The organism is Hyphomonas sp. UBA3195 (genome assembly GCF_002366485.1).
In the GTDB taxonomy this organism is placed as follows: domain Bacteria; phylum Pseudomonadota; class Alphaproteobacteria; order Caulobacterales; family Hyphomonadaceae; genus Hyphomonas.
On sequence record NZ_DEXB01000021.1, the window covers coordinates 15,767 to 41,645 of the forward strand.

Consider the following 25,879-nt stretch of genomic DNA (forward strand, 5'->3'; position numbering starts at 1 on the left):
CGCGGACGCTGATGGTTCAGGTCATCAGGCTGCGTCGCCTTTGACCTCACGAAGCGCCCGGTTGAAAAAGAAGCGGATCAGCTTGTCCCGGGCTGCCGGATCGGTGAGCACGATATCGCGCATGTCATTGTCACGCTGGAACATGCGGATCGCGCCCTGAAAGAACGCTTGCGAGAAAGCGGAATAGACTACATCAGGTGCATTGTTCCGAAGCATGTCTGTCATGTCGTCGTCGAGCGTGGCCTGATAGGTCGGCTCATAACGAATAAAGTCATTCTCGGTGAATTCCGTACCATGACGGTCGTTGAAAGCCTTCACGATTTCCGAGAGCTCGCGCTGTTCATCTTCGGTATAGGGCTTGGCACCAAACTCGCTGATCGCCTTTAGCGCTTCCTTGTCCCCCGGCGAGAGGGAAGCGCTGCCCTGTTCCTTCTGCACGACCTTGAAGGCCTGCAGGCGGAGCATGTCCTGTGTGATTTCTATGTCGGGCGGCACTTCACGGTTCGGCAATAAACGCGAAAGCCAGGACGCATAGCTGTAGAGCTTTTCGAGCGAGGTATCCTCGAGCCGGATAACCTGCGCAACGAAGCCGTAGAAGCGCATATAGCTTTTCAGAAGCTGACGGAATTCTTCCTGGCGGCCTTCATCCTCATCGGCTTCGAAGCGCTGCACCGCTTCTCGGACAAGGCCCTCAAGACGCGCCCGGTCGCTGCCGCTGAGTGCGCCTGAATAGAATGTCTCTGCGAAGCGGTCGATCTCACCGCGATCGAGATAGCCGAATTTGAAAAGGCGGCCTTCGAGTTCGTAGACCTGATTGGGGTCCGACATCGCCTCAAGCGAGGTCGCTTCATAAAAAGGCCGGAACGCGGTCTGGATATCCTCCATCGTGTTCTGGAAATCGAGAATATAGGTGTTCTCCTTGCCAGCTTTCGTCCTGTTGAGGCGCGATAGTGTCTGTACCGCCTGCAATCCGGCAAGTTTGCGATCAATATACATGGCGCAGAGCTTTGGCTGGTCGAACCCAGTCTGGTACTTTTCCGCGACGATCAGGATTTGGTACGTGTCAGGATAAGGCGTGCCGTCCGGCTTGAACCCGTCAAACCGTCCCGGTAGCTCTGTTTCACTAAATCCGTTCAGGTCGGCTTCGGTATAGGTTTCGCCCTCATGGGTGAGTTCGCCGGAGAAGGCGACAAGCGCGCGAAGGTCGCCATAGTTCTCAGCATCGAGATAGGCCTTGATCCCGAAATAATAGCGCAGTGCATGCTCGCGGCTTTGGGTGACAATCATGGCCTTTGCCTGACCGCCAAGTTCGCCCATCACATGGCGGCGGAAATGTTCGACAATGATTTCGACCTTCTGGCCGATCGCGGTCGGATGCAGGGATGCAAACCGCGCCACTTTCCGCTGCCCGCGCCGGCCGCTCAGTTCCGGATCGTCTTCAATCGTCTTCTCGAGTTGGTAATAGGCCTTGTACGTCATGTAGTTCTGGAGGACGTCCAGAATGAAGCCTTCCTCGATGGCCTGACGCATCGAATACTCATGGAAAGCGACCGGCAACCCGTCCGAACCTTTGACGCCGAATCGCTCAAGCGTCACGTTTCGCGGCGTCGCGGTGAAGGCGAAGAAGCTGAGATTGGCCTGCGGTCCGCGGGACTTCTGATAGTCGAGGATCAGATCCTCGATATCTTCGCTTGAGGTTTCATCGCGGGTCAGCGCATCCGTCATCGCCTGGGCCGATTTGCCGGACTGGCTGGAATGGGCTTCGTCGATGATGACGGCGAAGGTGCGCGCGCCCTGACCGGAGATCGCCTTGAGATGATCGGTTGAGAATTTCTGGATCGTCGTAACGATGATCCGTGCCCCCTTGGCGATCGCCTCTTTCAGCTGCTTCGAGGTCCCGTCGATGGTTTTGACAAGGCCCTTGGTTTGTTCGAACTGGGCGACAGTTTCCTGAAGCTGGCGGTCGAGAACAACGCGGTCGGTCACGATGATCGCTGTGTTGAACACCGGGGTGTTCGACCCGTCATGCAGATTGATGGCCTGATGGGCCAGCCAGCCAATCGTATTCGATTTGCCCGAACCCGCCGAGTGCTGGATCAGATAGTTCCGGCCAGGACCATTTGCGCCCGCATGGGAGATCAACCGGCGCACCGCGTCCAGTTGCTGGAAGCGCGGGAAGATCATCACAACGTCTTTGCCTGTCTTTTCGACATGCATAAACTGGCCGACAATCTCGAGAAGGACGCGCCGCGAGAAGATCGCCTCGCCCCAATCGCCGGGGCGGTAGAGATAGGCAACCCGGAATTCGTCCGCGACATCGGGATTGCCTGCGCCCCGTTCGCGCCCGCGATTGAATGGCAGGAATCGCGTCTTGCCATTGGCGAGCCGCGTCGTCATCGAGACATTGTCCTCATCCATCGCGAAGTGCACGAGTGCGCCGCGCTGGAAGGTGAGGAGAGGTTCGCCTGCGGGCGAGCGGTCTTTCCGGTACTGCTTCTCGGCATGCCGGAAGGTCGAACCGGTCAGGAGGTTTTTGGCCTCTATCGTCGCGACGGGCAGGCCATTCAGAAACAGGACCACATCGATCCGGCTTTCATGACGGCTGCTATAGGCAACCTCATCCATGACGCTGAGGATATTGGCCTGATATTCCTCCACACGTTTGGGCTCTAGCGTGCTCGCAGGCCGGAAGTAGCAAAGCGAGAACTTGATGCCGGGCACGATCTTGAGGCCCTGGCGCAGCACATCGAGCAGGTCGCGCTCCTTGAGCGCCCTGGTCAGTTGGGTGAACAGCGTGTCTTCGGCCGAGTCCGAGTAATGCGCGGTGAGTTTCTCCCATTCTTCGGGCTGGCTCTCGCTCAGAAACCGAACCACCAGGTCGCGGTCCATCGCCAGCGCGCGGTCATAGTCGGTCTTGGCATCGCGGCGCAGGTAACCTTCGCCGCTGACCAGCTGATCAATGAGATGGTCCTGCAGGACCTTTTCGCGGTGGGCGCTGTCGGGTGTGTACGTGGTCATGAGTTCAGCACCTTGTTGAACCAGAGCACGCTGGCTTCACCCTCTTTGAGCGTGACCTCATCGACGGTGCGACTGTGACGGATGGTGTTGCGAAGATCTGCCAGTTGGGAGAATTTCTGGCTCAATGCTTCCTTTGTTTTGAACCTGTCAGCAAACCGTTCCCACAGCGCTTTGGAGAGGATCGTGTCCTGCACTTCGCGGAGATCGAAGTGTTCGAGCACGCCTTCTGCCCTGTCGAACCGGTCTGCGCTGAGCGCCGCATTCTTGCGGAGCGCCCTCTGGATTCGCTCTTGCGCATTACCGAGAAGGTGCGGCGGGAGCAGCGACGGATCGTTTTCGATGGCTTCAACAATCACTCTTCGCAGCGCGAGTTCAATCTGCTCGATCGAGGCATCAAGCGCTCTTAGGTTTGCTGGAAGGTCCAGCCGCTCCTTGATGAGCAGGTTCTCGATGCCGTCCAGAAGCGTCCGGTGACGTTCGGCGATGAAATCCTCATAGTCTTCAGGTGTGAAGGGATCACGCAGAAGAATGTCCAACGCGGTCTTGCTGATGAAATGAGATTCAAGAATGGCGACCACTGCCGCTTCGCCATTCTCATCGATCAGGTCTGGAAGATATTCATTCGGCAGCTTTTCGCGGATCACATTACGATTGGTGTCGCTGGTGAGGGGCGAGCGGTTGAGAATGGAATTGATTGCTGGGCCGACCTTGTTCTCGCGTCCCCACCAGGCCGGAACGATATGATGGTCATCGAGATCGCCATAGGGGGGGACATCGCCGCTCATCCAGTCCCGAGCGCCTGCTAGAACGAACAGGTTGAAGATGGCGCTGTAAATCGAGGAGCCGCGCTTCACTTCGCTGCGCATATCGATGGACCGGTACGACAGCGCAAATTCGTCGATCAGGTCCGGCTTGGCGTCCTCATGGGCCATCCATTCGCGCATGGCACCGAAATCGCGCGCAGCGGTCGACTCCACTGAACTCGAATACCGGTTCAGAAAGACCGAGGCCCAGTACCAAAGCCGGACCTTGCGGCGCGCCGACAACTGCCGCTTGGCGGGCTGCGCGCTGACAAGTGTGTTGATAGCTGCGAACGCTGGAACGATCGACGCATATGGAATATAGGCTTGGCCCACTGCGCCATATTCCTGGGGATGACGAAGCAGCGCAATCACCCGTTCCAGCGCATCAACCGCCTGGTTCCAGAGCGTGACGAATTCTGAACTGTCCGCGACGAGAATGTCTTGCCTGCGTGTGCCGTCCGGCAATCGAACCGGCTTCTCGACGCCGGGCTGCAGGAAGTAGAGATATTTCGGCGAGCAATAGCTTTGCCGCAGGATCGACATCACCTGAAGGATGTAGACATTCATTTTCGGCGTTTCGACAAAGCCAAGCCGGTCGCGCGCCTCGCGGTACATGTGCTTGAGCTGGATGTCCTTTGGCTTCATCAGCGCATTCAGCAGGTCGAACACGTCGAGCTGAACGCCTTTGCTGTTGATCTGTGTGAAGATGTCACAGACCTTCTCGACACCGATCTCCTTATCGAGCTCAATGTAGGAAATTTGATACTCGTCCAGAATGTCGGAGACTTCATCTTCGAACGGCGTGGCATTCTCGACATGCGCCATTGCGAGCGCTCGTTCTTCATCGTTCGCAGCGTTCTCAGCGCGCGCCTGCCAGAACTTCTTGTATTCTTCGGTCCAACGGAACAGGGCTTTACTCCGACCACCGAGAACCGACAAAGGGAACATGTGCCGCTCGAAAAGTGCGGGCTCATTCTCCATCATTGACTGGGTCTTTTTCGACAGCCACTCATAGCTAAAAGCATCATCGGTTTCGCCGGCCATGAACTTGTCGACATGGATGAAGTAGATCGCACGCTTGGCGCGGTTCGGCAGGGGCATGTCTGGCGCTAAGAAAGCATAGTGCATCGCCGTTAGGCGCTGCTGGCCATCAAGGACGATGTATTCGGGCGAGCCGCCGCCCGCGTAGCCATAGAGACCTTCGCAGGCGAGCAGCTTGATGTTCTGGTCTTTCGCCTTCCAGAGCAGAAGGCTGCCGATATAATAGTCCGAGAAGATCGACCGCATCAGGTCGCGAATGTCCCAGGGCGCCCATTCGAATTCACGCTGGAAGTCCGGGATCACGAACCGGCCTTCGCGCATGCGGCCAATCAGCGTGTTGAGGCTGACATGGTCTGGTTTCTGAGCGTCTTTCATGCGCGCATCTCCGCTTCGATGGCGTCGAGGCGCCGGTCTGTGTCTCCCTTGCGGGTGTGTTCGGAAACATCGATCTGGCCAGTCACCGCGGCGGTGATCAGAGAGGCGCGGTATTCGCGCAGGCGGTCGATCGATTCTAGAGTTTTGCCTTGAACCGCTCTGAGCTGGGTCGTTTCGCTTTCGATGCGAGATACAATTGCGAGTTGTTCTTCTCTGGCCGGCACTGGCAGGAATACGGGAGCAAATCTAACAAACCTGAACCGTGGTGCTCTCTCACGAACGGACGGACAAAGAACGAATATGTAGTTTCGGCGGGCCATGCACCTTAGGGCGTAGGCGTAGTATTCTGGAACGACTCCCTCGTTACGCGGTCTGCAAACAGCATACTCACCCGTGGACTTACCATCGTCTTCCGAGACACCGATAGCTCCAGCAAAAGCATCCATAGTGTGGATGACGAGATCGCCTTTGCAGATGTGCTGATAGCCGACTTCCAATTCGGCAAATGTGTATCCTTCAGTCCGGCGTCGAGAACGCAAGCAAACCTGACCATCGCGGAACGCCGTGATGACCTCATCTTCTACTTCGACAGGACGCTTCATTTCTTTGAACAAAAATTTTGCGCGAACGAGTTGCCAGTCAGTCGGTATCTCTGAAAGCCATGGACTATCGACCGATGTTCGTGCGCGGTGCGGGTCTTCCGCCCCAGTGGCCAAGAGATCAGCGATATCTGTAATTTTCTGTTTCAGAGCCGCAACCAGCGCCTGCTTCTTCTCCACCAATTGGTCGATGCGGGCGGTTTCGCGGTCGAGGAAGTCGGCGATGGCGCGCTGGGTCTCGTGGTCGGGAAGTGGAATTTTTACCGCACGGAGCTTGCTCCGAGCGAGTTCGATAAATGTTGTGCCTTGTCCTGAAGCCTCAAGCTCTGGTCTTGCAGCGTTCAATGCCCAGAATGCGTATTCCGAAATTATGGGGCCTCGCGGTTCAAGGCCTCTGCAACCTTGATTGAAACACAGCGGTTGAGTCGCGATGGCCATATGGCCGATCGGCGCTCTGATGCTGAGAATAATTGCACCGGGACGAACCATTTGTGTCCCGCAGCTTGCGTAACCGCTTGTGGAAATGTTGCGCTGACCGCTTTCGATATAGCGACTCCCCAGTTTACCTAGATCCGCTGGGGTTACCCAAGCCACGTCACCGTCCCAGTATTCCTCGTTACCGGACGACGGCGTGGCGCCGTTTTTAATGTCAAATACTGCGCCAATCGGAACATATTGAAAGGTCATGCCGCTACCCTCCAGGCTGGCATCTGCTGCCAGTTTGCGGGGAAGCCCATGGCAGCGGTATCTGCGAGCGGGGTTTCCTCGATCAGCGTGATGAGCTTTCGCCGCCAGTCTGAGCCGGGCGCGATGATGCCGATGAGATAACCAATGATGGCGAGCGTATTGTACAGGCGGCGGCTAGAAGCTGGGTTCATCGCGAGCTTCAGCGCTGCGGGTGACTGGGGCAGCTTCATCGTCACCGTGAACTGCTTGTTCCACAGGCGGCCATGATGGGCGCAGATGTTGCGGACATGGGCGAGATGGTGGGCGAGCGACACGAGCACTTTCTCGTCCAGCCCATAGGGCTTCGCGATGGTCTGACGGTCCGCACGGAGTTTCAGATTGCCGAGCCATTTTGACAATTGTCCGAGCGACATGACCTCCGCCGCCATCCAGATGGGCGGCAATTCCGGATCGTCATATTTCGCGCGATAGTGTTCGATGAAGGTATCGCGGGAGCGCTCGATTTCGTTGATTAGGCTTGCGAGCGCCTTCGCGTAATGATCCTGGCGTCCATACAGGGTGCCATCGATATAGCCATGCGGCCCGTACTTGGTGGCGAGGTGATGCGCCCAGGCGCCGCGCAGCGAGACCTCGATCCGCTCTACGGCGTCCATGACATGCAGGCGCAGCTGGCGGTCGAAAACATAGAGGGCGACGGCGTCGTCAAAGCTCGCGCCATTTCTGAACGCATGGTCGCCATCGGCCTCGGCGGCGGTTTCAAAGGGCAGCCAATAGGCCCGCAGCCTGTAATAGCTGATATGGCGCAGATAGTGCTCTGCCCGCGCGCGGTCCGGCACAGCCATGCCGCGTCGCTCGATCAGCGCGATCTGGTCAGCGATGGAAAGGGCGGGTTTGGTGAACTTCATGCACGCCCCGCTTTCAATGAAAACAAGGCGCTAAAACGAAGAAACCCGCCAGGGTGCGCAGTGCGAAGCCGAAACTTCGTCCGAGGCGTGGCGGGTCTTATTACGTCGATATATGGCCCAGCCCGGTTAACATGGCAATAAGCTCGAGCATCAAAATTCTGCGACCTCATGCCACCACCTCCTTCAGGAGTGCGGCGATGTCGGCCTCGAGGGTCTTCAGCTCAGCGTCGATCTCCTCGAGCGGGCGCGGCGGGGTATAGGTGTAGAAATATCGGTTGAAATTGATCTCATAGCCGACCCGGCCAACCTGTTTGTCACTGTCGTCGGTATAGCTCTGATCGACCCAGGCGTCGGGCGCGAAGGGTTTGACCTCGCGCGCGAAATAATCCCGCCAGTCTTCTTTGAGCGGCACAAGCTCATGGTCGCGCAGCTGCGTGTCCGGCTCCGGATTACCGTCCTTGTCGCGGCAGATTTCGGCCGTCTCATCCCGCGCGCCAAGCGCCTCGACTATGGCCTTCATCACCGGCGAGCCGACTTTGATGCCCTTGGCTTTCAGCGCCTTGTTCAGCGCTTTGAGGAAGACAGCGCGGTCGGTGAAACTCTGACCGGAAAAGGCGCTGGCGATGGTGCTGCGGATGGCGTCCTGCTCGGCAGCGTCCAGCTTCTCGAACGCTTTCTGGCCGCTGAGGGCATTGAGCGTTTCTTCGGTCACATCGAATCGCAGGCGCAGGGGCCGCTCGACGCGGATTTCGCGATAGCCGAAATCGCTGGTGTCGAAGATCTTGGCGACGTCGCCTTCGCCGCTCTCGCCATTGAGGAAATCGGCATAGAGCCGGACAATCTGGTCGCGCGCCGTTTCGGGGATTTCCCGTCGCTTGGAGCCAAGCGACTTGCGCATGCCGGTCCAGAAGCGTTCGCCCGACGCGTCGATCAGCTGGACCTTGCCCTCGCGCGCCTTCGGCTTGCGATTGGTCAGGAGCCATACATAGGTCTGGATGCCGGTATTGTAGAAAAGGTCTGTCGGCAGGGCGACAATCGCCTCGACCCAGTCATTCTCCAGCATCCAGCGGCGGATTTCGCTTTCCCCCGAGCCGGCGCCGCCCGTGAAGAGCGGCGATCCATTCATGACGATGCCGATGCGCGAGCCGTCCTCGTCGTCACGCATCTTGGAAATCATGTGTTGCAGGAAGAGGAGCTGGCCGTCGGAAATACGCGGCGTGCCCGCGCCGAACCGCCCGGCATGGCCCTGATTGGCGGCTTCCGCCTTGATCGGGTCCTGATACTTCTTCCAGTCCACGCCATAGGGCGGATTGGACAGCATGTAGTGGAACTTGCGGTTCCCGTGCGCATCATCGGTAAGCGTATTGCCGAAGGCGATCTGTTCGGGGTTGTGGCCCGTGACCAGCATATCGGACTTGCAGATGCCGAAGGATTCGCCGTTGAGCTCCTGCCCGAATAGCTCGACGCGGATCGAATCGTTGAACCGCTTCAAGGCTTCCTCGGCGAGGGCCAGCATGCCGCCCGTGCCGCAGGCCGGGTCGTAAATCTGCCTGATGATGCCGCGCCGGGTGAGCTTGGTGTCGTCATTGGCGATCAGAAGTTCGACAATCAGCCGGATCACCTCGCGCGGCGTGAAATGCTCCCCCGCCGTCTCATTGGAGATTTCCGAGAAGCGCCGGATCAGTTCCTCGAACAGATAGCCCATCTCGATATTGGTGACGGCGGATGGGTGCAGGTCGATCTCACAGAACCGCTCGAACACTTGCCAGAGAATCTTGCCGTCATTCAGCCGTTTGAGCTGTTCGGTGAACAGGAACTTCTCAAGGAAGATGTCACGCACATTGGGCGAGAAACAGCGGATATAGTCGATGAGGTTGGCATGCAGCTGCCGGGCGTCCTGCCCGCGCAGCTTGTCGAAGGTGAGCTCTGACGTGTTGTAGACCTTGATCCCGTCGCCGGCCGCTCCAAACAGGATCATGTCCTGCGTCTCTTCATCGACGCCTTTGGGCAGCGATTTGTGAGCGGCGAGCACCGCCGTCTTGGTCGGCTCCAGGATGCAGTCCAGTCGCCGCATGACCACGAAGGGCAGGATCACCTTGCCATATTCCGATTGCTTGAAATCCCCACGCAGGATTTCAGCGATCGACCAGACGAACCCGCTGAGCGATTTGATGTCGGGTGTTGCACTGGCCGTCATGTATCCTTGTCCCCCTTGGCGCGCTTGCGCGCATCTTCGTCAATCCAGGCATCGATCTCACCCTTGCGGAACCGCCAGGAGCCGCCGACCTTGAAGCCTGGTATCTTGCGCTCGGAGGCCAGCCGGTAGGCGGTTTTCTCCGTAATGCGCAGATATTCCGCCACTTCCTTGATGGTCAGAATGTCGGTTTCCATGACCGCCCCTTGAGCCGAAATCAGCCTGTTTGAGAAAATTAGGCAGAATCGGGAAATAGCACAACCGGGAAACGGCGTTGGGGTGTCGCTCGCGTTCAGCGTGCTCACATGGCCACCCCAGCCTCCCTCCGCCTCAATATCTGTTCCCATCAGTCAGGTGGGCGGACGGTGCGTCTGCCAGAGCGCGGTCGTCGCGCAAGGGGGCGGGACTTTGTCATCTCTCATCGTCTTTTGGCGTCATACCTACAGCTTCCCCTTGCGCGCCGCCCTGATGCGCTCCGGCTGAGCACCTCCTCGCCGCCCACCCGACTGTCGGGAAAAGAACGAGGGCGGGGAAGGAGACTGACATGACTGACCAACTCGCAAACGCTGCACCTCTTGCAGCCAGCGCTGCACCCGCGCGACCCGATAGCCCGCGCATCTACGTGGCATGCCTTGCAGCCTACAATTCCGGCTGCCTGCATGGCCGATGGATCGAGGCGACCACCCCTGACGAGATTTGGGAACAGGTTCGCGCCATGCTGGCGGACTCACCGGAGCCCGACGCCGAAGAATGGGCGATCCACGATTATGAAGGCTTCGAGGGCGCGAACCTTTCCGAATACGCCTCATTCGAAACCGTGTGCGCGCTTGCCGATTTCATCGAGGAACATGGCGAGCTTGGCGCGAAACTCATGAGTCATTTCGGCGACGATCTCGCCGAGGCGCGCGCCGCCTTCGAGGACTATGCGGGCAAGTATCGCAGCGCGGCGGACTTTGCCGAACAGCTGCACGAGGACACGGGAACCGAGATTCCCGAAAGCCTTCGCTACTATATCGACTGGCAGGCCCTTGCCCGCGACATGGCGCTGAATGGCGAGATCATGGTGTTCCAGACGGGCTTCGATGAAGTCCACATTTTCTGGTCACGATAGCGGAGGGCTTGGACATGACTCCCGAAACCACCCGCTATCGCTTCACTTTGGAAGAACTGCAGCAGGCTGACGACTGGTCAGAAGGCTTCTGCTTGGCCTGCCGCGCCCCGCGCGAGTGCTGCGAACCCGATGCGAGCGCTTATCCATGCGACGAATGCGGCGAACATGCCGTCTACGGCCCGCACTGGATCGCGATTGCCGGACTCTTCACGGAGGGCGCACGATGACCTTCACGCAACGCTTCCAGAACTTTGTCTGCGAGGGCGACAGCATCTCTTGCGAGGTCGCAGGCTTCGAGATCACCGCGCGGATTGTGCGCGATGATTGTCCCGATGCGCCCGACGAGCGCCAGGACGGATTCTGGCCATCACTCTACAAGGACGCACCGGGATTTATCGGTCCCGGTCCGAACCATCGCCAGCGCTTCGCCGAGGCGCAGGCCCGCGCCGAAGCCGTCATGGAAGCATGGCGCACGGATGAATGGTTCTATTGCGGGATCGTTCTGTCCGTGGCGCTGGAGGGTGTCACGCTGGACGCCCATGCCGCCAGCCTTTGGGGCATCGAAGCGAACTATCCGGGTAGCGACAATGCCTATCTCACCAAGGTCGCGCAGGAGCTTCTGCCCGAAGCCTTGGACGCAGGGCGCGCCGCCGCCCGCCGCCTTTGCGCGGCGCTGGAAACCAGCGGGGTGCGCGCGTGACGGCGCGCCCCCAATCCACAAACCCCTCAATCGAAAAGGAGCCAGATCATGGCCCAGCCCATTCTCAAAACTATCCCCCTGTCCGAGCTTCGGATTTCCAAACTCAACATGCGCCACAGCCGCAAGAAGCCGGACGTCTCCGACATCCTGCCGTCGATCCGCGAGAGTGGAGTCCGGCAAACGCTCTTGGTGCGCAAGGAAGGCGATCACTATGGCGTCGTCGCCGGACGGCGGCGCTATTTTGCCCTCAAGGAGATCGAGAAGGAGACGGGTGAAACCCCGCAAGTCCCCTGCGCGATCATGACCGAGGAAGACGCCGCGAGCGCCATTGCCGCGTCCGTCATCGAGAATGTCGGACGCTTGCCAGCGTCGGAAATGGAGCAGTACACCGCCTTTAAGCGCCTGCACGATGAGGGGCGCAGCGTGGACGAGATCGCTGGCTTCTTTGGCGTCACCGAGCTTCTGGTGCGCCGCGTTCTGGCGCTGGCTTCACTCGCTGAACCGATCCGAAAACTCTACGCCGAGGACGAGATCGACCGCGAGACGATCCGCGCCCTGACACTCGCCACGCCAGACCAGCAGGCCGAATGGTTGCGGCTTTACGAGAGCGAGGACGAACGCGCGCCTCGTGGCCGGAACTGTAAGGCATGGATCACGGGCGGGGCGATCATCACGACCGACAAGGCGCTGTTCGACATTGCAGACTATGAGGGCCAGATCACCGCCGACCTGTTCGGCGAGCATGGCGTGTTTGCCGATCCCGACGCCTTCTGGAAGGCGCAGTCAGCCGCTGTGGCGCACCGCGTCGAGACTTACATTGCAGACGGCTGGAAGGATGTCATTTGCCTTGAGCGCGGGGCCTTCTTCCATCGCTGGGATCACCAGACGCGCACCAAACGCCAGGGCGGCAAGGTCTATGTCGAGCTACGCCATGACGGCACAGTGACCTTCCATGAGGGCTTCATTTCACAGGCCGAGGCGCGGCGACAGGAGACGGCAAAGACAGGCAAGGACGATGCGCCTGCCGCGCCCGTCAAACCCGAAATGTCCGGCCCGCTGGCGGAATACATTCTCCTGCATCGTCATGGCGCAGCGACGGCAAGCCTTGCGGGCCAGCCTGCCATCGCGCTGCGCCTGATGGTGGCCCACGCCATGACCGGCAGCGCGCTCTGGCAAGTCCGCGCCCATGAATGCACAAGCCGCAAGGAGGACACGCGCGCGAGCCTTGAGGCATCAAAAGCCGCTGCCGAGATAGAGGAAAAGCGCGCCCGCATCGCTTCCCTGTTTGAGGCGCGGGGCGTGTCGGCCGAGGCGCGGCGCAATGGCGACGCCTACCGGCTCTGCGAAATCTTCGCCGCCTTGCTCGCCATGTCGGACGAGAAAGTCATGGAGGTTCTGGCCTTCACCATGGCGCAGACGCTGGAAGCAGGTGGGCCGGTTGTCGAGGCCGTGCTGCATGTCTGCGAGACGGACCTATCCGCCTACTGGAAACCAGACGCAGCCTTCTTCGACTTGTTGCGCGACAAGCGCGCGATCAATGCCATGGTCGCTGACATCGGCTCGAAGTCACTCGCGGAGAGTTGCGCCAGCGACACTGCAAAGGTCCAGAAAGCAATCATCGGCAACCGGATCATGGGTCATGGATGCGAGCCCAATCCCGACTGGCGGCCCGCATGGATGCAGGTGCCGCCCGCCCGCCTTGTCGAGGGGGCAGGTTCACCGCCCGCAGACGCATGGGCACGGGTCGCGGGGCTGTTCGAGCGCGGCGAAGACATTGATGGAGCCGCGACGCAAGCCTTCGATCGGCCACACGCCGCCTGACGGTTCAGTCTCCTCGTCAGGCGGATGACGGAGCCGCCCGGTGACAGTCGCCGGGCGGTTTTACGCGCACTGATTGATGCTGCCTAGGCACAGGCAGAGGGTTCATTGATTGAACCGCGCCGAAAAAAATCGCTCGTCTTTGGGTCTCGCTTGGCTTTCCGAAATGGCGGCCAGCTTCGGTTCATCCGTTTCCAACTGATGCGCTCCGAACCCGACCTCTGAACGCCCATTACCCGCCGCAGCAATCACCCATCTGGATCGGCGGGCATTTCACATCGCCGAAGGAACAATAGACGCAGCAGTCTCCTGGAAGCGGTTTCAGCAGCGCCCCGCATCCCTTACAGTCATAGAAATACTGGCAGGCGTCAGTGGGCATAAGGTCCTTGGACCGATGTCCGCATTGGGGACAGGTCAGCGTCGAAGAGGGCTCAAAGCCATCGCTCATCTGAGGTTCAGCCATCGCAGCAACGCTCCTTCATAAGACGGCAATATCCATGCGCCCACGAGCAGCAGGACAGCCACCGAGACACTGATCCAGAACCGCGTCTTCGGACGCCGACCGCCGCGCAAGGCGAAAACAATGGCACCTGCAAGCAGGAGCATTGCAACGATCATGAAGGCGTTCTTGTAGCGGGCGAAGAAGCCAAGATTGGCGACAAGCGCGCTGCTGACGCCAAGGTTTACAAGCAGGATTGGCAGCACGCAGCACGAGGCCCCAAGGAAGGCGAAAAAGCCGCCGAGGACGCCGCCGCCCGCCAGCCAGCCATTGGCGCGGGACGCCTTGGTCACAGTCACATCGTTGTCAGTTTCAGCGGTCATCTTTATGGCCTACAATCTGTAGCCGCTACAGAAGCAAGAGGCAATTTCATGACCGGGTTCAGAATCGGGCGATTGAGCGAGGAAACGGGCGTCCATATCGAGACGATCCGCTACTATGAAAAGATCGGTCTTGTTCCGAAACCTCCCCGCAGCGATGGCGGTAGGCGGCTCTATGACGGTGGTGCAATCCAGCGCCTGCGCTTCATCCGGCGGGCGCGCGACCTTGGCTTTCCTCTCGATGATGTGCGTTCGTTGATGGGCCTTGCGACCGAACCTGGATGCTGCGCGGACGCTTTTGAGATTGCAGAACGTCACCGATCGGATGTGCGAAACCGCATCGCCGATCTGCGTCGTCTGGAACGGCGTCTGGCGGAGCTGACAAAGGCCTGCCAAAGCGATGGCGATCTCGAATGCGGACTTATCGATGCGCTCTCACGGAGCTGAGAATGGCATTGGCCGAGCCAGTTTCCGTGCCGGTCGATGTTCGCTGATACAATGACGACTGGCAGGTAGCGCAGTTCCTTCCGTTTCCACCTGATGCGCTCCGAACCCCTTGTTCCCGTCTCATGCCGTGTGACCTGGACGACGCCTGTCGGGCCTTGAAACCGGCCCATGCGAAGAATTTTCCCCGCCGCTTTGCGGCTCCTCGCCGATCAAAATTCTTCTCCGGGCCGGTGCTCCACTGCGTTTCGCCCGCGAGCGGTTCAGGCCCGCCCTGCGCCGTCCTTTCGGTCCGGCGTCGACGGGGACAAGGGGTCTCCGGGACACGATCAGAAACGAAAGGAACTATCACCATGGCCAACGCACTCGGATATGTCAGCGAAACCAAAACCGGCTTCGAAGGCGCTCTTGCAATGATGAACCTCACCGCTGCCATCCGCATCGAGAAGAACGCGGAGAAAGCCGCCGACGGACAGCCCGACTACCGCATCTTCGCCGGAGAAACCTCGACCGAAATCGGCGGCGGATGGCTTCGCAAAGCCAAGGCATCAGGGCGCGAATATGTCTCGATCACCCTCGCAGACCCGCAGATCGGCCCGCGCAAGATCTACGCGAACCTCGCCCCTGTGAAAGGCAAGAAAGGCCGCCACGTGATCCTCTGGAACCCGCGGGACTAGGGGGCAGATCCATCGCAAGCGAGCCGCTCCGGAGATCAGCTCCGGGGCGGTTTTTGCGTGTAGAAACAATGGTAAACAGGCAGGTGAAAAATTGCGCATGCGCTTTTTGCGGCTACAAATGGCGGCGTCTGGCGGCATCCTTTTCGTGGACTTTACAGCCACGAGAAGGAGCCTGACATCATGGCCAAAGATAACCGGAAACCGCCACAGCGTGAGGAGCTGCCCGAGCTTCTGACCGCTATCGAGGCGGCAGAATTTCTGAACCTGTCGCCCATCACCCTCAGCCATTACCGCTATCAGGGACGCGGGCCGATCTACCGCAAGCATGGCTGGCGCGTCTACTACACGAGAGCTGATCTGGTGGACTGGTCTAACCGCCAGAGATGGGCCTCGACCGGCGAGCCACTGCGGTCATGAGACGGCGGAAACGTGTGATCGGCGTTGGCCTTCTGGGCATCGGGCTCGCCCTGTTCGGCGCAGTTTTTACGCCTCAGGATCGGCTGATCTGGAACCGGACCGGCAGCGCGCCGCAAGGGCTGTACTGGCTGAGCGACGAGCCATTCACCCTTGGCCGATGGGTCGTCGTCTCAGCCAGAAGCGATGACGCGCAGTGGGCTCAGACCCAAGGATTTGTCGGGCGGGATTGGCCTTTATTGAAGCAGATTGCAGGGCTGCCCGGCGATGAAATCTGCCGTTGGGACACGCAGCTTCTGATCAATGGAAAAGTCGGGGGAGAGGCGCGATTGCGAGACTCTTCGGGGCGGGATTTGCCGTCCTGGGAGGGCTGTATGGTGCTTGGGCAAGACCAGCTCTTCCTGATGAATGCGCACCCGGACTCCCTCGATGGACGCTATTTCGGACCCGTTGAAATCCATGATCTCGTTGGCGTGGCGCGTCTGATCCTTGCTTGGCGGTGATCAGAGATGGCGGCGTATTCCGGCATATGGCGGCAATTTGCGGCGAAAGGTGGCATGGGATGGGCCAGCGAACCCGAACGGGCAAGATTAAAGGATGTACGTACACGTCCATCTAATGCCTTGTCTGCACGTCTTTTTTTCGTCGCCTTTTGCCGCAATTTGCGACATACAGGTTATGTGTGTTTTCCCATGAACATTGGGGATTGGGTGTCATACGCGCGGTATCGGCGTAGATGAAAGGGGACAGTGACTTCACCCCGCGCCTTGGGCGTATCCGAGATCGCGGCGAGGCTGGTGGGAAGTCATTTCGGCGTCAGGTGAAACGAGTTGCCGCCCGGCTTAGTAGACCGTCAAGCAAGCGCGGTTTTACCGGACGCAATAATGGCCGCGGAAATGGGGCGACGCCGCAAGCAATGCAAACGCTTCGGCAGATCAGCCGCGCACGCATGCGCCGCGTCATTGTGAAAGTCCATATTGCACGGGCGCGGGGAGGGGGTGGTGTGCGCGCATTTTCTGAGCATGTACGATACATCCAGCGTGACGGCGTTGAGCGCGATGGCAGCGGTGGCAAACTGTATGGGCCTGAGGGTGACGACATTGATGGCCGGGCATTTGCCGAGCGCAGTGGAAATGACCGGCACCAGTTCAGGCTGACGGTCTCAGCAGAAGATGGCGCCGAGCTCGGCGACTTAAAGACCAGTGCACGCGCGCTGATGGCTGCGATGGAGCGTGATCTTGGGACACCGCTCGACTGGGTTGCCGTCGATCACCACAATACAGGCCACTCTCACACCCATATTGTCATCAGGGGCAAAGATGCTCGCGGCAAGGATCTTGTGATTGCCAGAAATTATCTGACGAAGGGAATCAGGGGACGCGCGAAGCAGATCGTGACAGGTTTGCTCGGACCTCGCCGCGACTTGGAGATCGCCGCTGCCCAACAACATGAAGCGACGCAGGATCGGTTCACATCGCTGGACCGGGAGCTTGAGAAACAGGCAGTTGCGAACTGGATTGAGGTTGCACCCGCCCATCGTTCCGGTGATCGCTTTCGCCGGAGCCTTCAGCTTCAGCGCTTGCGGCATTTGGAAAGTCTGCATTTTGCAACTGAAACGAGCCGAGGCGTCTGGCAGCTGAAAGAAGGCTGGCAGACCGCGCTAAAAGCGATGGGACGGCGCGGCGATATTGTCCGAACGCTCAGCGCGGGTCTGGAACCTGGAGAGACTGCGCGGGGCGTACGTTTCTTTGAAGAACGGCCGAGTGATGCGAAGCCAATAACAGGTGTTGTCTTGTCTCAGGGACCAGACGATGAATTGCGCGGTACGCGCTTCCTTCTGATCGAAGACCTTGAAGGTACGCGCTGGCATGTGCCTGCTGGCGGCGTAGAGCCCGGTGGTTTGCCACCACGCGGGGCAATTGTTGAAGTCGCACCGTCTCAGCCCGCGCCGCGAGCCTCGGATAAGGTCATTGCACAGATAGCCGGGCAGACAGGCGGATACTATTCTGACGCGCTGCACGCTGAGGCCGAACCAACCGCGTCTCACAATTACCGGGAAGCTCACAAACGACGGCTCGAAGCCTTAAGGCGAGCGGGATTTGTGACGCGCCGCAAGGATGGCGTCTGGGAGATTGGTGAGGACTATTTGGACAAGGCGACGCAATATGAAACGAGACAAGGTGGGCGCACAAAGCTCAAGGTGCGGTCTTGGATGACACTGGACGCCCAGACCAAGGCCCATGCTGAGACGTGGCTGGATGGAAGGATTGCAGAGGCGGCAAATCCGTACAGGAGATTTGCCAAGGCGCAGCTGGCCCGTCTCAGCTTCTTGCGTGACCGAGGATTGCTTAGGGCGGATGAAGGTCAGCTCTCAGATGAGACACGTAAGCGCCTCCGAGAAGAAGAGCTCAGGCGAGCAGGCGCCTTTGAAGCGGAAAGGAGCGGCAGATCTCAGGTTACGCTGTCAAAAGGTGAACAATTTGAAGGCAAGTTTGAAAAGACCGTCGATCTCGCGTCCGGGCGAAGAGCGCTCATTGGAAGTGAGACAACTTTTGCGCTGGTGCCGTGGCGGCCGGAAATGGAGCGACACCGGGGACGATCCCTGATCATCGAACAAAAGGCAAAAAATCTGTCCTGGTCATTTCCATCCGGCAGAGGGCGAGGCCTGTCGCGATAGCGCTTTTGCAAAGTGTTGCCGGCATTTGCCGCCATTCTCACTGTGCGGGCGATAAAAGACGCGAGACATTGGGTGCGTTTTTATCACGCGGAGTATGACGATCGATGTCGCCGTCCAAAATCCTGATTGGCCAGTTTCTCATTGTGCTATCGATAATTGTGCTGACCCTGTGGGGAGCGACGCAATGGGTTGCGCATGAGCTTGGCTATCAGGCAGCGCTCGGGCGGCCATGGTTCGTGTTGGACGGACAGCCAGTCTATCGGCCCTGGAGACTGTTCCAATGGTGGTATGCCTATGAGGCGTATGCCCCGGAGGTTTTTGCCAAAGGTGGGGCGATTTCGGCAAGTGGCGGCCTGCTCGGCATTCTGGCGGCGGTTGTCGGGTCGGTCTGGCGTTCGCGCTGGGAACGCCGCGTGACGACCTACGGCTCATCGCGGTGGGCAGGCCGCCGCGATCTTGTGCGGGCGAGACTGCTGGGCGGTGACGGCGTCTTCCTTGGTACGTGGAAAGGCAAATATCTCCGTCATGACGGCCCGGAACATGTGCTTGCTTTCGCGCCAACGCGGTCTGGTAAAGGGGTTGGCCTTGTTGTTCCGACGTTGCTGTCCTGGACAGGAAGCGCTGTCATTCATGACGTCAAGGGCGAGAACTGGGACCTGACATCAGGCTGGCGCTCGAAACTCGGCCCATGCATCCGGTTTGATCCAACGGATGTGAACTCCCCGCGATATAATCCGTTGATGGAAGTTCGGCGCGGACCGAATGAAGTACGCGATGTACAGAATATTGCCGACATCCTTGTGGATCCGGAAGGCTCGCTTGAGCGCCGCAGCCATTGGGAGAAGACCGGACATGCTTTGCTGGTTGGCGTCATTTTGCATGTGCTCTACGCCGAAAAAGACAAGACGCTGGCAGGATGTGCGTCATTCTTGTCGGATCCCTCGCGGCCCTTCAAGGAAACGCTCTCGCGGATGATGAACACAAAGCATCTCGCCCGCGGGGACGGGGCGCGGTCGGTTCACCCCGTTGTCGCTCAGGCGGCACGCGAACTTCTGAACAAGGCTGAGAATGAACGCTCAGGCGTTTTGTCAACGGCGCTCAGTTTCTTGTCGCTTTACCGTGATCCTGTGGTGGCCGCAGTTACATCTGAGAGCGATTGGCGGATCAGCGATCTGGTGGAGGGAGCGCGGCCCGTCTCGCTTTATCTTGTGGTTCCGCCCTCGGATTTGTCGCGGACGAAACCACTTATGCGGCTGGTGCTCAATCAGATCGGGCGGCGGCTGACCGAGACGCTTCCAGATTCGGGTCGCCGGAAAGTGCTTCTGATGCTGGATGAGTTCCCGGCCTTGGGGCGGCTCGATTTTTTTGAATGTGCGCTCGCCTTTATGGCAGGGTACGGTGTTCGCGCCTTTCTGATTGCGCAATCCCTGAACCAGATCGAAAAAGCTTATGGGCCGAACAATGCAATTCTCGACAATTGCCATGTGCGGGTCGCCTTCGCGACCAACGATGAGCGCACGGCCAAGCGGATATCCGAAGCGCTCGGAACCAAGACAGAACAGCGATCCCAGAAAAACTATACAGGCCACAGATTGGCACCCTGGTTATCGCACATGATGGTGTCGCGTCAGGAGACCCAGCGCCAGTTGCTGACGCCCGGTGAGATCATGCAGCTCCCGCCCGACAGGGAAGTGGTCATGGTGTCAGGCGCTGCGCCCGTGCTCGCAGACAAGCTGCGCTATTTTGAGGACCGGAATTTCACGACGCGGGTTCTGTCACCGGCTGCTTGCGAGCCAGACGATAGTAAGAACACGTCGGAATGGTCAGATTTCATCGCAGAGCAAGGTTTCGAAGAGGGTAGCATGGCTACAGTGTCGGATGACGACGCCGGCCGAGAATTGCGCCACCAGTTGGAGCGCGAAGATGTGCTGAGTCACAATATTGGGGAACCCGGAGGTCATGAAGTGGAAGATGATCCTGCCGATCCGGCGGTGGCTCAGCACCTCGACGCTGTGCGCCAGGCGCTGGCGCTCGATGAAGTCGATCAGGATGTGATACCGGGGTGGTGAGCGATGAAACGAAATCGAATTAACATTCGCGTTACTGATGCGCTTTGGGAGAAGCTGGTGCTAGAGGCAAGCCTGCACGACGCAAGTATGACGGCCATCATCGAGATGGCTCTCATGCAATACTTCCATCCCGATCAGGTCGAGCGGCGTGATAGTGAGCTTCTTACACGCATGGACAGGTACGATGCGCGCCAGGACCGGATTGAAACCGACATTCGACTCTGCACAGAAACACTTGCCCAATATGTCTTGTACTGGCTCACGCGTATGGAGCCTTTGCCAGAGGCTGAGCGAGAGGCCGCGCATGCGCTGGGCAAGCGCAGATATGATCACTTCGTGCAGCAGGTGGCGAGGCGGATGGTCAGGTTGAAAGAACCAGGATCCGTAGTCTCCGACGACTGATGTTAGGCTAAGAGAAAGATGCTCATACCGGTCGTTTATCGACAGGTATTGGCCTGGCCGGTATCAGTGACTGCAACAGTCCCAGCCTTGCCTTGGTTCCGCCTAGACTGTCCCAGACTCCGATTGTTCATCGGTAAGTACAAGGATAGTCTCCCCTATTTTTAACCGTTAAGGCTCTCTCGTATCGCGGAATGACGATCTGTTGGCGTGAACTGGTATGACTCTAACAGAGCGATCTTTCACCAGATTTCATAATCTACTTTCGCGTCCTTATGCATCATAGCGTGGAACGGAAACACGGAGAACAAAAGGGCTCTTGGGAGGATAAATATGAACCAGAAGTTTAGATTCAATTTAAGCGGCGCAGCAATTTTGCCGATCGCCATTGCCCTTGCCGCGCCAGCCTATGGGCAAGTGGCAGATGTCCCTGCCGAAACAGAAGCGGAGCGGGAAGCAAGACTGACAACAGTGACTGTTACGGCACGTAAACGGGACGAGACGCTGATCAATGCTCCAGTGGCCGTGACCGCCGTTTCCGGAGCAGAGCTGGAAGCGCAAGGGGTCACGAACCTTGAGCAGATTTCCGCGCGCGTGCCGGGCCTGCAGGTCGGTCGGGGAGCGCAAACCTCGAACATCTTTATCCGAGGTGTCGGATCCGGAATCAACAAGGGGTTCGAGCAATCGGTTGGCCTTTATGTGGATGGCGTTTATCAGCCGCGCAGCCGCCAATTCTCACAGTCCCAGTTCGACCTGCAGCAAGTCGAGGTTCTGCGTGGGCCCCAGGGCGTTCTATTCGGTAAGAACACGGTTGCTGGCGCGATCAAGCTTGAAACGGCCTCGCCAGAAGTCGGGGAAGAACTCAATGGTTGGGTCGGTGTCGCCTGGGAACCAGAATTCAATACGCAAAGCTACTCGGGCGTCTTTTCCGCGGGCTTGGCGGATAATTTGGCAGGCCGGTTGGCAATTCGTTATACGACGACTGACGGATATGTTGAGAACCGTGTCTTTGATCGCGACGAAGCCGAGCGCGAAGACATGTTCGCCCGGGCGACGCTCGCCTGGCAACCAACGGAGAGTTTAAACGTTGAGACGAAACTGAGCTATCTTGAAATGGACGGGGTCGGTAAGGAGCTTACCATTAATGCGATTGATGATCGCCTGCCGACGCCTAGCACGATAGCGCTCTCACAAATGCTTCATCCAGACTTTGGAGTTTCTACTGGAGATACCGCTTATGTCAGCTTCAACGGCAATCCCGCATTCCGTGTCGGCGACCCTCCAATCTCCGACACGGAGACAACTGAATCATTGAGCGGATCTGTGAAGGCAGAATGGGAGTTCGATAACTTTACCCTCACTTCGATTACTGGCTACTCCTCTTTCGATTTCGCTCAACATCACGATGTGGATTTTCTGCCTGTCAGCTTCATTCACAATCTTGATGAAGAAGAACTGGACATGTTTAGCCAGGAACTTCGCATTGCCACAGACTGGGATGGGCGCATAAATTTCTTGGGCGGGCTGTATTATGAAAACCAGGATGCTTATATTGAAGAGACAACGGCGTTCAATGGCACATTTGGCGTTTTGCCAACATCGATTTTGCCCGGCGGTATTGTTAACGTTGCTCAACGCACTTTCTTCGATCAACAAGCCGAAACGATTGCGCTTTTTGGCGAGCTTGGCATTGACCTGACCGACAGCGTCACACTTGAACTAGGTTTGCGTTACTCCGAAGATGAGAAGAGCATCGATAAGAGTGTTGTTGTTGGAGCCGGCACACCCCGAGACTTCGTTGGCCTTGTCACACCCGCAGACACGATCGGGTCTGCCGATCTAACCGAATATCTAACCGCCGCCGCTACTGTTGGGGGTGCAGATGGATTGAACTCTGCAACGACTTTTGCCGCATTGCTCAACCGCTTTGCTGCTGACCTCAACGATACGCGAACAGAAGATCATCTTGATCCATCTGTAAAACTGCGCTGGCAGTATGCTGACAACGGGTCGGCCTATATTTCCTATTCCACTGGCTATAAATCTGGTGGTTACAATTTCAGTCCTGACACGGCGGAACCGGATGGGAGCCCGCGTCCGGGTCATGAATTTGAGGATGAGAAAGTCACGGCTTGGGAAGCTGGTATCAAGCACCAGTTCATGGGTGACCGTGCTCGCATCGGGGCAATCATTTTCCGAAGCGAGTTAGAAGACCTGCAGGTAACCTCGTGGAGTGGGACAAGCTTCGTGGTTGGGAACGCGGCTGAACTTCAAGTGCAGGGGCTGGAACTTGATGGCCAGTTCCTTCTCAGCGACGAAATCGAGATTGGCGGTGCGTTCGCCTATCTCGATCACGAATTCCAGTCCTTCCCAGGGGCAGGGTGTTCAGTGATCGAAACGGGCTTGGGCACATGCCCGGATTCTGCAGGTGTGGGTACCAAGGACCTTGCCGGCGAACGCGGGGCCTTTGCGCCCGAGTTCAGTGGTAACGTCTATCTCGCCTTCAATCGCAGTTTCGAGAATTTCGATCTGAATGCCCGGATTGGAGCCAACTTCAAGGACGAGATGTTCCTGGATGGCGACCTCGACCCGAACGCGTTTCAGGAAGGATATACGAAATTCGATGCTCATGTCGGGGTGGAGTTTGGCCGCTACGAATTCCGTGTATTCGGTCGCAACCTAACCGATGAAGCCACCTATACCGCCTCGGTCGACGCGCCACTCAGCCCGGGCGTGTATGTTGGCTGGATCGAAGAGCCGCGCGTGATTGGTGCCGAAGGCCGTATAAATTTCTGATCGTCTTGTAGCAGCCTCCTTTCCATCGAAGGGAGGCTGCTCCAGACTTGAGCAGTTGAAAGCTGACAATAGCAGGTCAGGAGCTTGCGAACATGAAACTCGATGGAAAAGTCGCTGTGGTTACAGGTGGTGCCTCTGGACTAGGCGCTGCTGCGGCGCGCAGTTTTGTTGAGCAGGGCGCACGCGTCGCGCTCTTCGATCTGAGCGAAGTCGCAGGAAACGCGCTCTGTGGCGAACTTGGAAACAAGGTCTGCCAGTTCTTCAAGGTCGATGTGACCGATGATCAATCGGTTGCGGATGCGGTGACAAATACCGTCGAGAAATTCGGGGCCATTCAGATTGCTGTCAACGCGGCAGGCATTCCGGCACCGACCAAAATTCTCGACCGGGACGGCAACCCTTGTCAGCTCGACAAGTTCACCAAGGTGATCATGGTCAACCTCGTCGGCACGTTCAACGTCATGAGTAAATGCGTCGCCGTCATGGCGAGGAACGCACCAGACGATCTGGGCGAGCGGGGAGTCGTTATCAATGTGTCATCCGGTGCCGCCTATGAAGGGCAAATAGGTCAGGCCGGCTATTCAGCGTCCAAGGCGGGTGTGATCGGTATGAACATGCCGGCGGCGCGGGAACTCGGAGCCGTCGGCGTCCGTGTCAACGCGATCGCACCGGGGCTGTTTTTGACACAGATGGTGAAGAGTCTGGGTGAGAAGGTGGTCGTTTCACTGGTCGACACTGTCGAGGCGCCACGCCGCGCCGGAGACCCCATGGAATTTGCACACGCATGCCAGTTCATCGTCGAGAATGGATACTTGAATGGTGAAACAATTCGCCTCGATGCGGCAACACGTTTGAGGGCGAGATAGTGGGGATTGAAACCGGCATCACCGAGCTTGAGAGGATATTCACCCTGCAGCGTTCCCTCACGCGAGAGCAGGTGTCCTGCAGCTATGAAACCCGGATGGACCTGCTGGCTCGTCTTGGGAAAATGTTCGAGACGCATGAAGACGAACTCATTAACGCGGTTACGGCTGATTTCGGAATACGCAGCCGGTATGAAACCATCCTGACAGACATCATGCTGGTTCTGTCGGATGTGAAATTTGCACGGCGCCATTTAAAACACTGGATGAAGCCGCGCAGTGTCAAAACTGACACGTTTGGATTGCCGGGATCTTCGCGGCTAATTCCGCAACCCCTTGGTGTCGTCGGCATTCTCGGAACCTGGAACTATCCCTATGGCACAGTATTCGCCGGTGCGGCGGGTGCGTTGGCGGCTGGCAACCGGATTATTGCCAAGCCAAGTGAAATTTCGGCTCATTCAGCTGAAATTTCGCAGCGTCTTGTTCGCAAGTATTTTTCAGAAGAAGAGATGGCAGTGGTAATCGGCGGCCCGGATGTCGCGCAGCAGATGACGTCTCTTCCATTCGATCATATTCTCTTCACCGGTTCGCCCAATACAGGTAAAAAAGTCGCCCAGTCGGCCGCAGCCAATTTGACACCAGTGACGCTTGAGCTTGGCGGCAAGTGCCCCATTATCATTGATAAAAGTGCTCATTTTCCAGAAGTCGCGCAGAGCCTTGTTTTCGGCAAGCTCCTCAACGCAGGACAAACGTGCATCGGTGTCGACTACGCATTCGTTCCAGAAGGGAGTGTAGAAGACTTTGTGTCAGCGCTCGCCAGGCAGGTGCACAAGTGTTTTGGCGAGATCGAAGCCAATCAGGACTATACAAGCATTATAAATCACCGGCAGTTTGACCGTTTGCGGGGACTGGTTGAAGACGCCCGCGCAAAAGGTGCCGGAGTGACCAATCTCGCAGGCAGTGGCGATGGCATGTTCGAGGCTGCTCATCGAATAGCCCCGCTGGCTGTGACCAATGTTGCAAGCGATATGGGGCTGATGCAGGAAGAGATTTTCGGGCCGATTCTGCCGATCCTGACCTATCGTACGGAAGACGAAGTAATCGAGTACATCAATGCTGGCGAGCGGCCACTGGCACTTTACTATTTCGGTAAAGACAGTGCAGGTCGACGAAAAATCCTTGGCGAAACCCATGCTGGCGGCGTGACCCTGAACGGCACGGTGATGCACGTCTTCCAGCGCCGTCTTCCATTTGGCGGCATCGGGCAAAGCGGGATCGGATCCTATTTGGGGCCGGGAAGTTTCGAGCGGTTCAGTCATTTGAAGCCGGTGTTCTCACAATCGAAGATCAGTGTGCTTAGCCAATTGCTGCCTCCCTATTCTTCGAAGACGGGCTGGTTGCTGAATCTATTTAAAAAGCTGCTTTAAATCGATCCTGTACGCAGCAATCTTAGGGTGGTGTAGACAAAAG

Annotated in this window: 22 protein-coding genes; 14 read left to right on the plus strand and 8 right to left on the minus strand. The window is 58.0% G+C overall.

From position 1 onward, the window contains the following. Positions 1–24: 24 nt before the first annotated feature. The 6 genes from B2344_RS07215 to mads1 all read right to left on the minus strand — a co-directional run bounded on the left by B2344_RS07215 (position 25) and on the right by mads1 (position 9,819). The gene (locus B2344_RS07215; protein WP_051599719.1) at positions 25–3,018 is read right to left on the minus strand and encodes a type I restriction endonuclease subunit R; all 2,994 of its coding nucleotides are present in this window, start codon (positions 3,016–3,018) and stop codon (positions 25–27) included. Then, complete coding sequence (locus tag B2344_RS07220) at positions 3,015–5,237, minus strand: GmrSD restriction endonuclease domain-containing protein (protein WP_034763758.1); 2,223 nt, start codon at positions 5,235–5,237, stop codon at positions 3,015–3,017. Before B2344_RS07220 ends, B2344_RS07215 begins: the two co-directional genes overlap by 4 nt. Next, positions 5,234–6,523 carry a restriction endonuclease subunit S gene (locus B2344_RS07225; protein ID WP_081812990.1) on the minus strand — a complete coding sequence of 430 codons (1,290 nt, stop codon included), beginning with the start codon at positions 6,521–6,523 and terminating at the stop codon, positions 5,234–5,236. Before B2344_RS07225 ends, B2344_RS07220 begins: the two co-directional genes overlap by 4 nt. Continuing rightward, positions 6,520–7,428, minus strand: a complete 909-nt coding sequence (locus B2344_RS07230) for an Abi family protein (protein ID WP_034763760.1) — start codon at positions 7,426–7,428, stop codon at positions 6,520–6,522. Before B2344_RS07230 ends, B2344_RS07225 begins: the two co-directional genes overlap by 4 nt. 166 nt (positions 7,429–7,594) lie before the next feature. Beyond that, a complete protein-coding gene (locus tag B2344_RS07235) occupies positions 7,595–9,625 on the minus strand; it encodes a type I restriction-modification system subunit M (RefSeq protein WP_081812991.1) in 2,031 nt (676 codons plus the stop codon). Beyond that, a complete protein-coding gene (gene mads1, locus B2344_RS07240; protein WP_034763762.1) occupies positions 9,622–9,819 on the minus strand; it encodes a methylation-associated defense system helix-turn-helix domain-containing protein MAD1 in 198 nt (65 codons plus the stop codon). Before mads1 ends, B2344_RS07235 begins: the two co-directional genes overlap by 4 nt. A 347-nt stretch (positions 9,820–10,166) precedes the next feature. Between mads1 and B2344_RS07245 the strand changes: the two genes are divergently transcribed. From B2344_RS07245 to B2344_RS07260, 4 genes are read left to right on the plus strand one after another with little or no spacing between them, the layout of a single operon-like run. Further along, positions 10,167–10,733 (plus strand): antirestriction protein ArdA, encoded by a 567-nt coding sequence (locus B2344_RS07245; RefSeq protein WP_155843530.1) that lies wholly within the window; start codon positions 10,167–10,169, stop codon positions 10,731–10,733. 14 nt (positions 10,734–10,747) lie between these two features. Beyond that, positions 10,748–10,960 (plus strand): hypothetical protein, encoded by a 213-nt coding sequence (locus B2344_RS07250; RefSeq protein ID WP_034763765.1) that lies wholly within the window; start codon positions 10,748–10,750, stop codon positions 10,958–10,960. Next, positions 10,957–11,433 carry a hypothetical protein gene (locus tag B2344_RS07255; protein WP_034763768.1) on the plus strand — a complete coding sequence of 159 codons (477 nt, stop codon included), beginning with the start codon at positions 10,957–10,959 and terminating at the stop codon, positions 11,431–11,433. Before B2344_RS07250 ends, B2344_RS07255 begins: the two co-directional genes overlap by 4 nt. Positions 11,434–11,481: 48 nt before the next feature. Beyond that, positions 11,482–13,254 carry a ParB/RepB/Spo0J family partition protein gene (locus B2344_RS07260; protein WP_051599720.1) on the plus strand — a complete coding sequence of 591 codons (1,773 nt, stop codon included), beginning with the start codon at positions 11,482–11,484 and terminating at the stop codon, positions 13,252–13,254. Between the two features lie 229 nt (positions 13,255–13,483). Here B2344_RS07260 and B2344_RS07265 read toward each other — a convergent pair whose 3' ends face one another. Then, positions 13,484–13,699 (minus strand): GDCCVxC domain-containing (seleno)protein, encoded by a 216-nt coding sequence (locus B2344_RS07265; protein WP_081812992.1) that lies wholly within the window; start codon positions 13,697–13,699, stop codon positions 13,484–13,486. Next, positions 13,696–14,073, minus strand: a complete 378-nt coding sequence (locus B2344_RS07270; RefSeq protein ID WP_034763771.1) for a hypothetical protein — start codon at positions 14,071–14,073, stop codon at positions 13,696–13,698. Before B2344_RS07270 ends, B2344_RS07265 begins: the two co-directional genes overlap by 4 nt. A 48-nt stretch (positions 14,074–14,121) precedes the next feature. On the opposite strand from B2344_RS07270, the gene B2344_RS07275 reads away from it, so the two are divergent. The 10 genes from B2344_RS07275 to B2344_RS07320 all read left to right on the plus strand — a co-directional run bounded on the left by B2344_RS07275 (position 14,122) and on the right by B2344_RS07320 (position 25,836). Beyond that, entirely contained in the window at positions 14,122–14,517 is a 396-nt protein-coding gene (locus B2344_RS07275) for a MerR family transcriptional regulator (protein WP_034763774.1), read from the plus strand. A 350-nt stretch (positions 14,518–14,867) separates the two neighbouring features. Next, positions 14,868–15,191, plus strand: coding sequence for a DUF736 domain-containing protein (locus B2344_RS07280; RefSeq protein ID WP_013300169.1), 324 nt, complete (start codon positions 14,868–14,870; stop codon positions 15,189–15,191). A 180-nt stretch (positions 15,192–15,371) separates the two neighbouring features. After that, positions 15,372–15,608 carry a helix-turn-helix domain-containing protein gene (locus B2344_RS07285; RefSeq protein WP_197020226.1) on the plus strand — a complete coding sequence of 79 codons (237 nt, stop codon included), beginning with the start codon at positions 15,372–15,374 and terminating at the stop codon, positions 15,606–15,608. Next, complete coding sequence (locus B2344_RS07290; RefSeq protein ID WP_034763782.1) at positions 15,605–16,108, plus strand: S26 family signal peptidase; 504 nt, start codon at positions 15,605–15,607, stop codon at positions 16,106–16,108. The genes B2344_RS07285 and B2344_RS07290 overlap by 4 nt, the downstream gene beginning before the upstream one ends. Before the next feature lie 446 nt (positions 16,109–16,554). Then, positions 16,555–18,282 (plus strand): DUF3363 domain-containing protein, encoded by a 1,728-nt coding sequence (locus B2344_RS07295; protein WP_290484918.1) that lies wholly within the window; start codon positions 16,555–16,557, stop codon positions 18,280–18,282. 104 nt (positions 18,283–18,386) lie between these two features. Further along, positions 18,387–20,351 carry a conjugal transfer protein TraG gene (locus B2344_RS07300; RefSeq protein WP_034763788.1) on the plus strand — a complete coding sequence of 655 codons (1,965 nt, stop codon included), beginning with the start codon at positions 18,387–18,389 and terminating at the stop codon, positions 20,349–20,351. Positions 20,352–20,354: 3 nt separating this feature from the next. Then, positions 20,355–20,753 (plus strand): hypothetical protein, encoded by a 399-nt coding sequence (locus B2344_RS07305; protein WP_051599722.1) that lies wholly within the window; start codon positions 20,355–20,357, stop codon positions 20,751–20,753. A gap of 330 nt (positions 20,754–21,083) precedes the next feature. After that, entirely contained in the window at positions 21,084–23,546 is a 2,463-nt protein-coding gene (locus B2344_RS07310) for a TonB-dependent receptor (protein WP_081812994.1), read from the plus strand. A gap of 92 nt (positions 23,547–23,638) precedes the next feature. Beyond that, positions 23,639–24,412, plus strand: a complete 774-nt coding sequence (locus B2344_RS07315) for an SDR family NAD(P)-dependent oxidoreductase (protein ID WP_034763796.1) — start codon at positions 23,639–23,641, stop codon at positions 24,410–24,412. Next, a complete protein-coding gene (locus B2344_RS07320) occupies positions 24,412–25,836 on the plus strand; it encodes an aldehyde dehydrogenase family protein (protein ID WP_233348649.1) in 1,425 nt (474 codons plus the stop codon). The genes B2344_RS07315 and B2344_RS07320 overlap by 1 nt, the downstream gene beginning before the upstream one ends. Positions 25,837–25,879: the final 43 nt, after the last annotated feature.

Excerpts from the sequence above, each read along its gene's own strand:
- B2344_RS07215 (WP_051599719.1), bottom strand. The coding sequence starts at position 3,018 with ATGACCACGTACACACCCGACAGCGCCCACCGCGAAAAGGTCCTGCAG.
- B2344_RS07220 (WP_034763758.1), bottom strand. The coding sequence starts at position 5,237 with ATGAAAGACGCTCAGAAACCAGACCATGTCAGCCTCAACACGCTGATT.
- B2344_RS07225 (WP_081812990.1), bottom strand. The coding sequence starts at position 6,523 with ATGACCTTTCAATATGTTCCGATTGGCGCAGTATTTGACATTAAAAAC.
- B2344_RS07230 (WP_034763760.1), bottom strand. The coding sequence starts at position 7,428 with ATGAAGTTCACCAAACCCGCCCTTTCCATCGCTGACCAGATCGCGCTG.
- B2344_RS07235 (WP_081812991.1), bottom strand. The coding sequence starts at position 9,625 with ATGACGGCCAGTGCAACACCCGACATCAAATCGCTCAGCGGGTTCGTC.
- mads1 (WP_034763762.1), bottom strand. The coding sequence starts at position 9,819 with ATGGAAACCGACATTCTGACCATCAAGGAAGTGGCGGAATATCTGCGC.
- B2344_RS07245 (WP_155843530.1), top strand. The coding sequence starts at position 10,167 with ATGACTGACCAACTCGCAAACGCTGCACCTCTTGCAGCCAGCGCTGCA.
- B2344_RS07250 (WP_034763765.1), top strand. The coding sequence starts at position 10,748 with ATGACTCCCGAAACCACCCGCTATCGCTTCACTTTGGAAGAACTGCAG.
- B2344_RS07255 (WP_034763768.1), top strand. The coding sequence starts at position 10,957 with ATGACCTTCACGCAACGCTTCCAGAACTTTGTCTGCGAGGGCGACAGC.
- B2344_RS07260 (WP_051599720.1), top strand. The coding sequence starts at position 11,482 with ATGGCCCAGCCCATTCTCAAAACTATCCCCCTGTCCGAGCTTCGGATT.
- B2344_RS07265 (WP_081812992.1), bottom strand. The coding sequence starts at position 13,699 with ATGAGCGATGGCTTTGAGCCCTCTTCGACGCTGACCTGTCCCCAATGC.
- B2344_RS07270 (WP_034763771.1), bottom strand. The coding sequence starts at position 14,073 with ATGACCGCTGAAACTGACAACGATGTGACTGTGACCAAGGCGTCCCGC.
- B2344_RS07275 (WP_034763774.1), top strand. The coding sequence starts at position 14,122 with ATGACCGGGTTCAGAATCGGGCGATTGAGCGAGGAAACGGGCGTCCAT.
- B2344_RS07280 (WP_013300169.1), top strand. The coding sequence starts at position 14,868 with ATGGCCAACGCACTCGGATATGTCAGCGAAACCAAAACCGGCTTCGAA.
- B2344_RS07285 (WP_197020226.1), top strand. The coding sequence starts at position 15,372 with ATGGCCAAAGATAACCGGAAACCGCCACAGCGTGAGGAGCTGCCCGAG.
- B2344_RS07290 (WP_034763782.1), top strand. The coding sequence starts at position 15,605 with ATGAGACGGCGGAAACGTGTGATCGGCGTTGGCCTTCTGGGCATCGGG.
- B2344_RS07295 (WP_290484918.1), top strand. The coding sequence starts at position 16,555 with ATGCGCCGCGTCATTGTGAAAGTCCATATTGCACGGGCGCGGGGAGGG.
- B2344_RS07300 (WP_034763788.1), top strand. The coding sequence starts at position 18,387 with ATGTCGCCGTCCAAAATCCTGATTGGCCAGTTTCTCATTGTGCTATCG.
- B2344_RS07305 (WP_051599722.1), top strand. The coding sequence starts at position 20,355 with ATGAAACGAAATCGAATTAACATTCGCGTTACTGATGCGCTTTGGGAG.
- B2344_RS07310 (WP_081812994.1), top strand. The coding sequence starts at position 21,084 with ATGAACCAGAAGTTTAGATTCAATTTAAGCGGCGCAGCAATTTTGCCG.
- B2344_RS07315 (WP_034763796.1), top strand. The coding sequence starts at position 23,639 with ATGAAACTCGATGGAAAAGTCGCTGTGGTTACAGGTGGTGCCTCTGGA.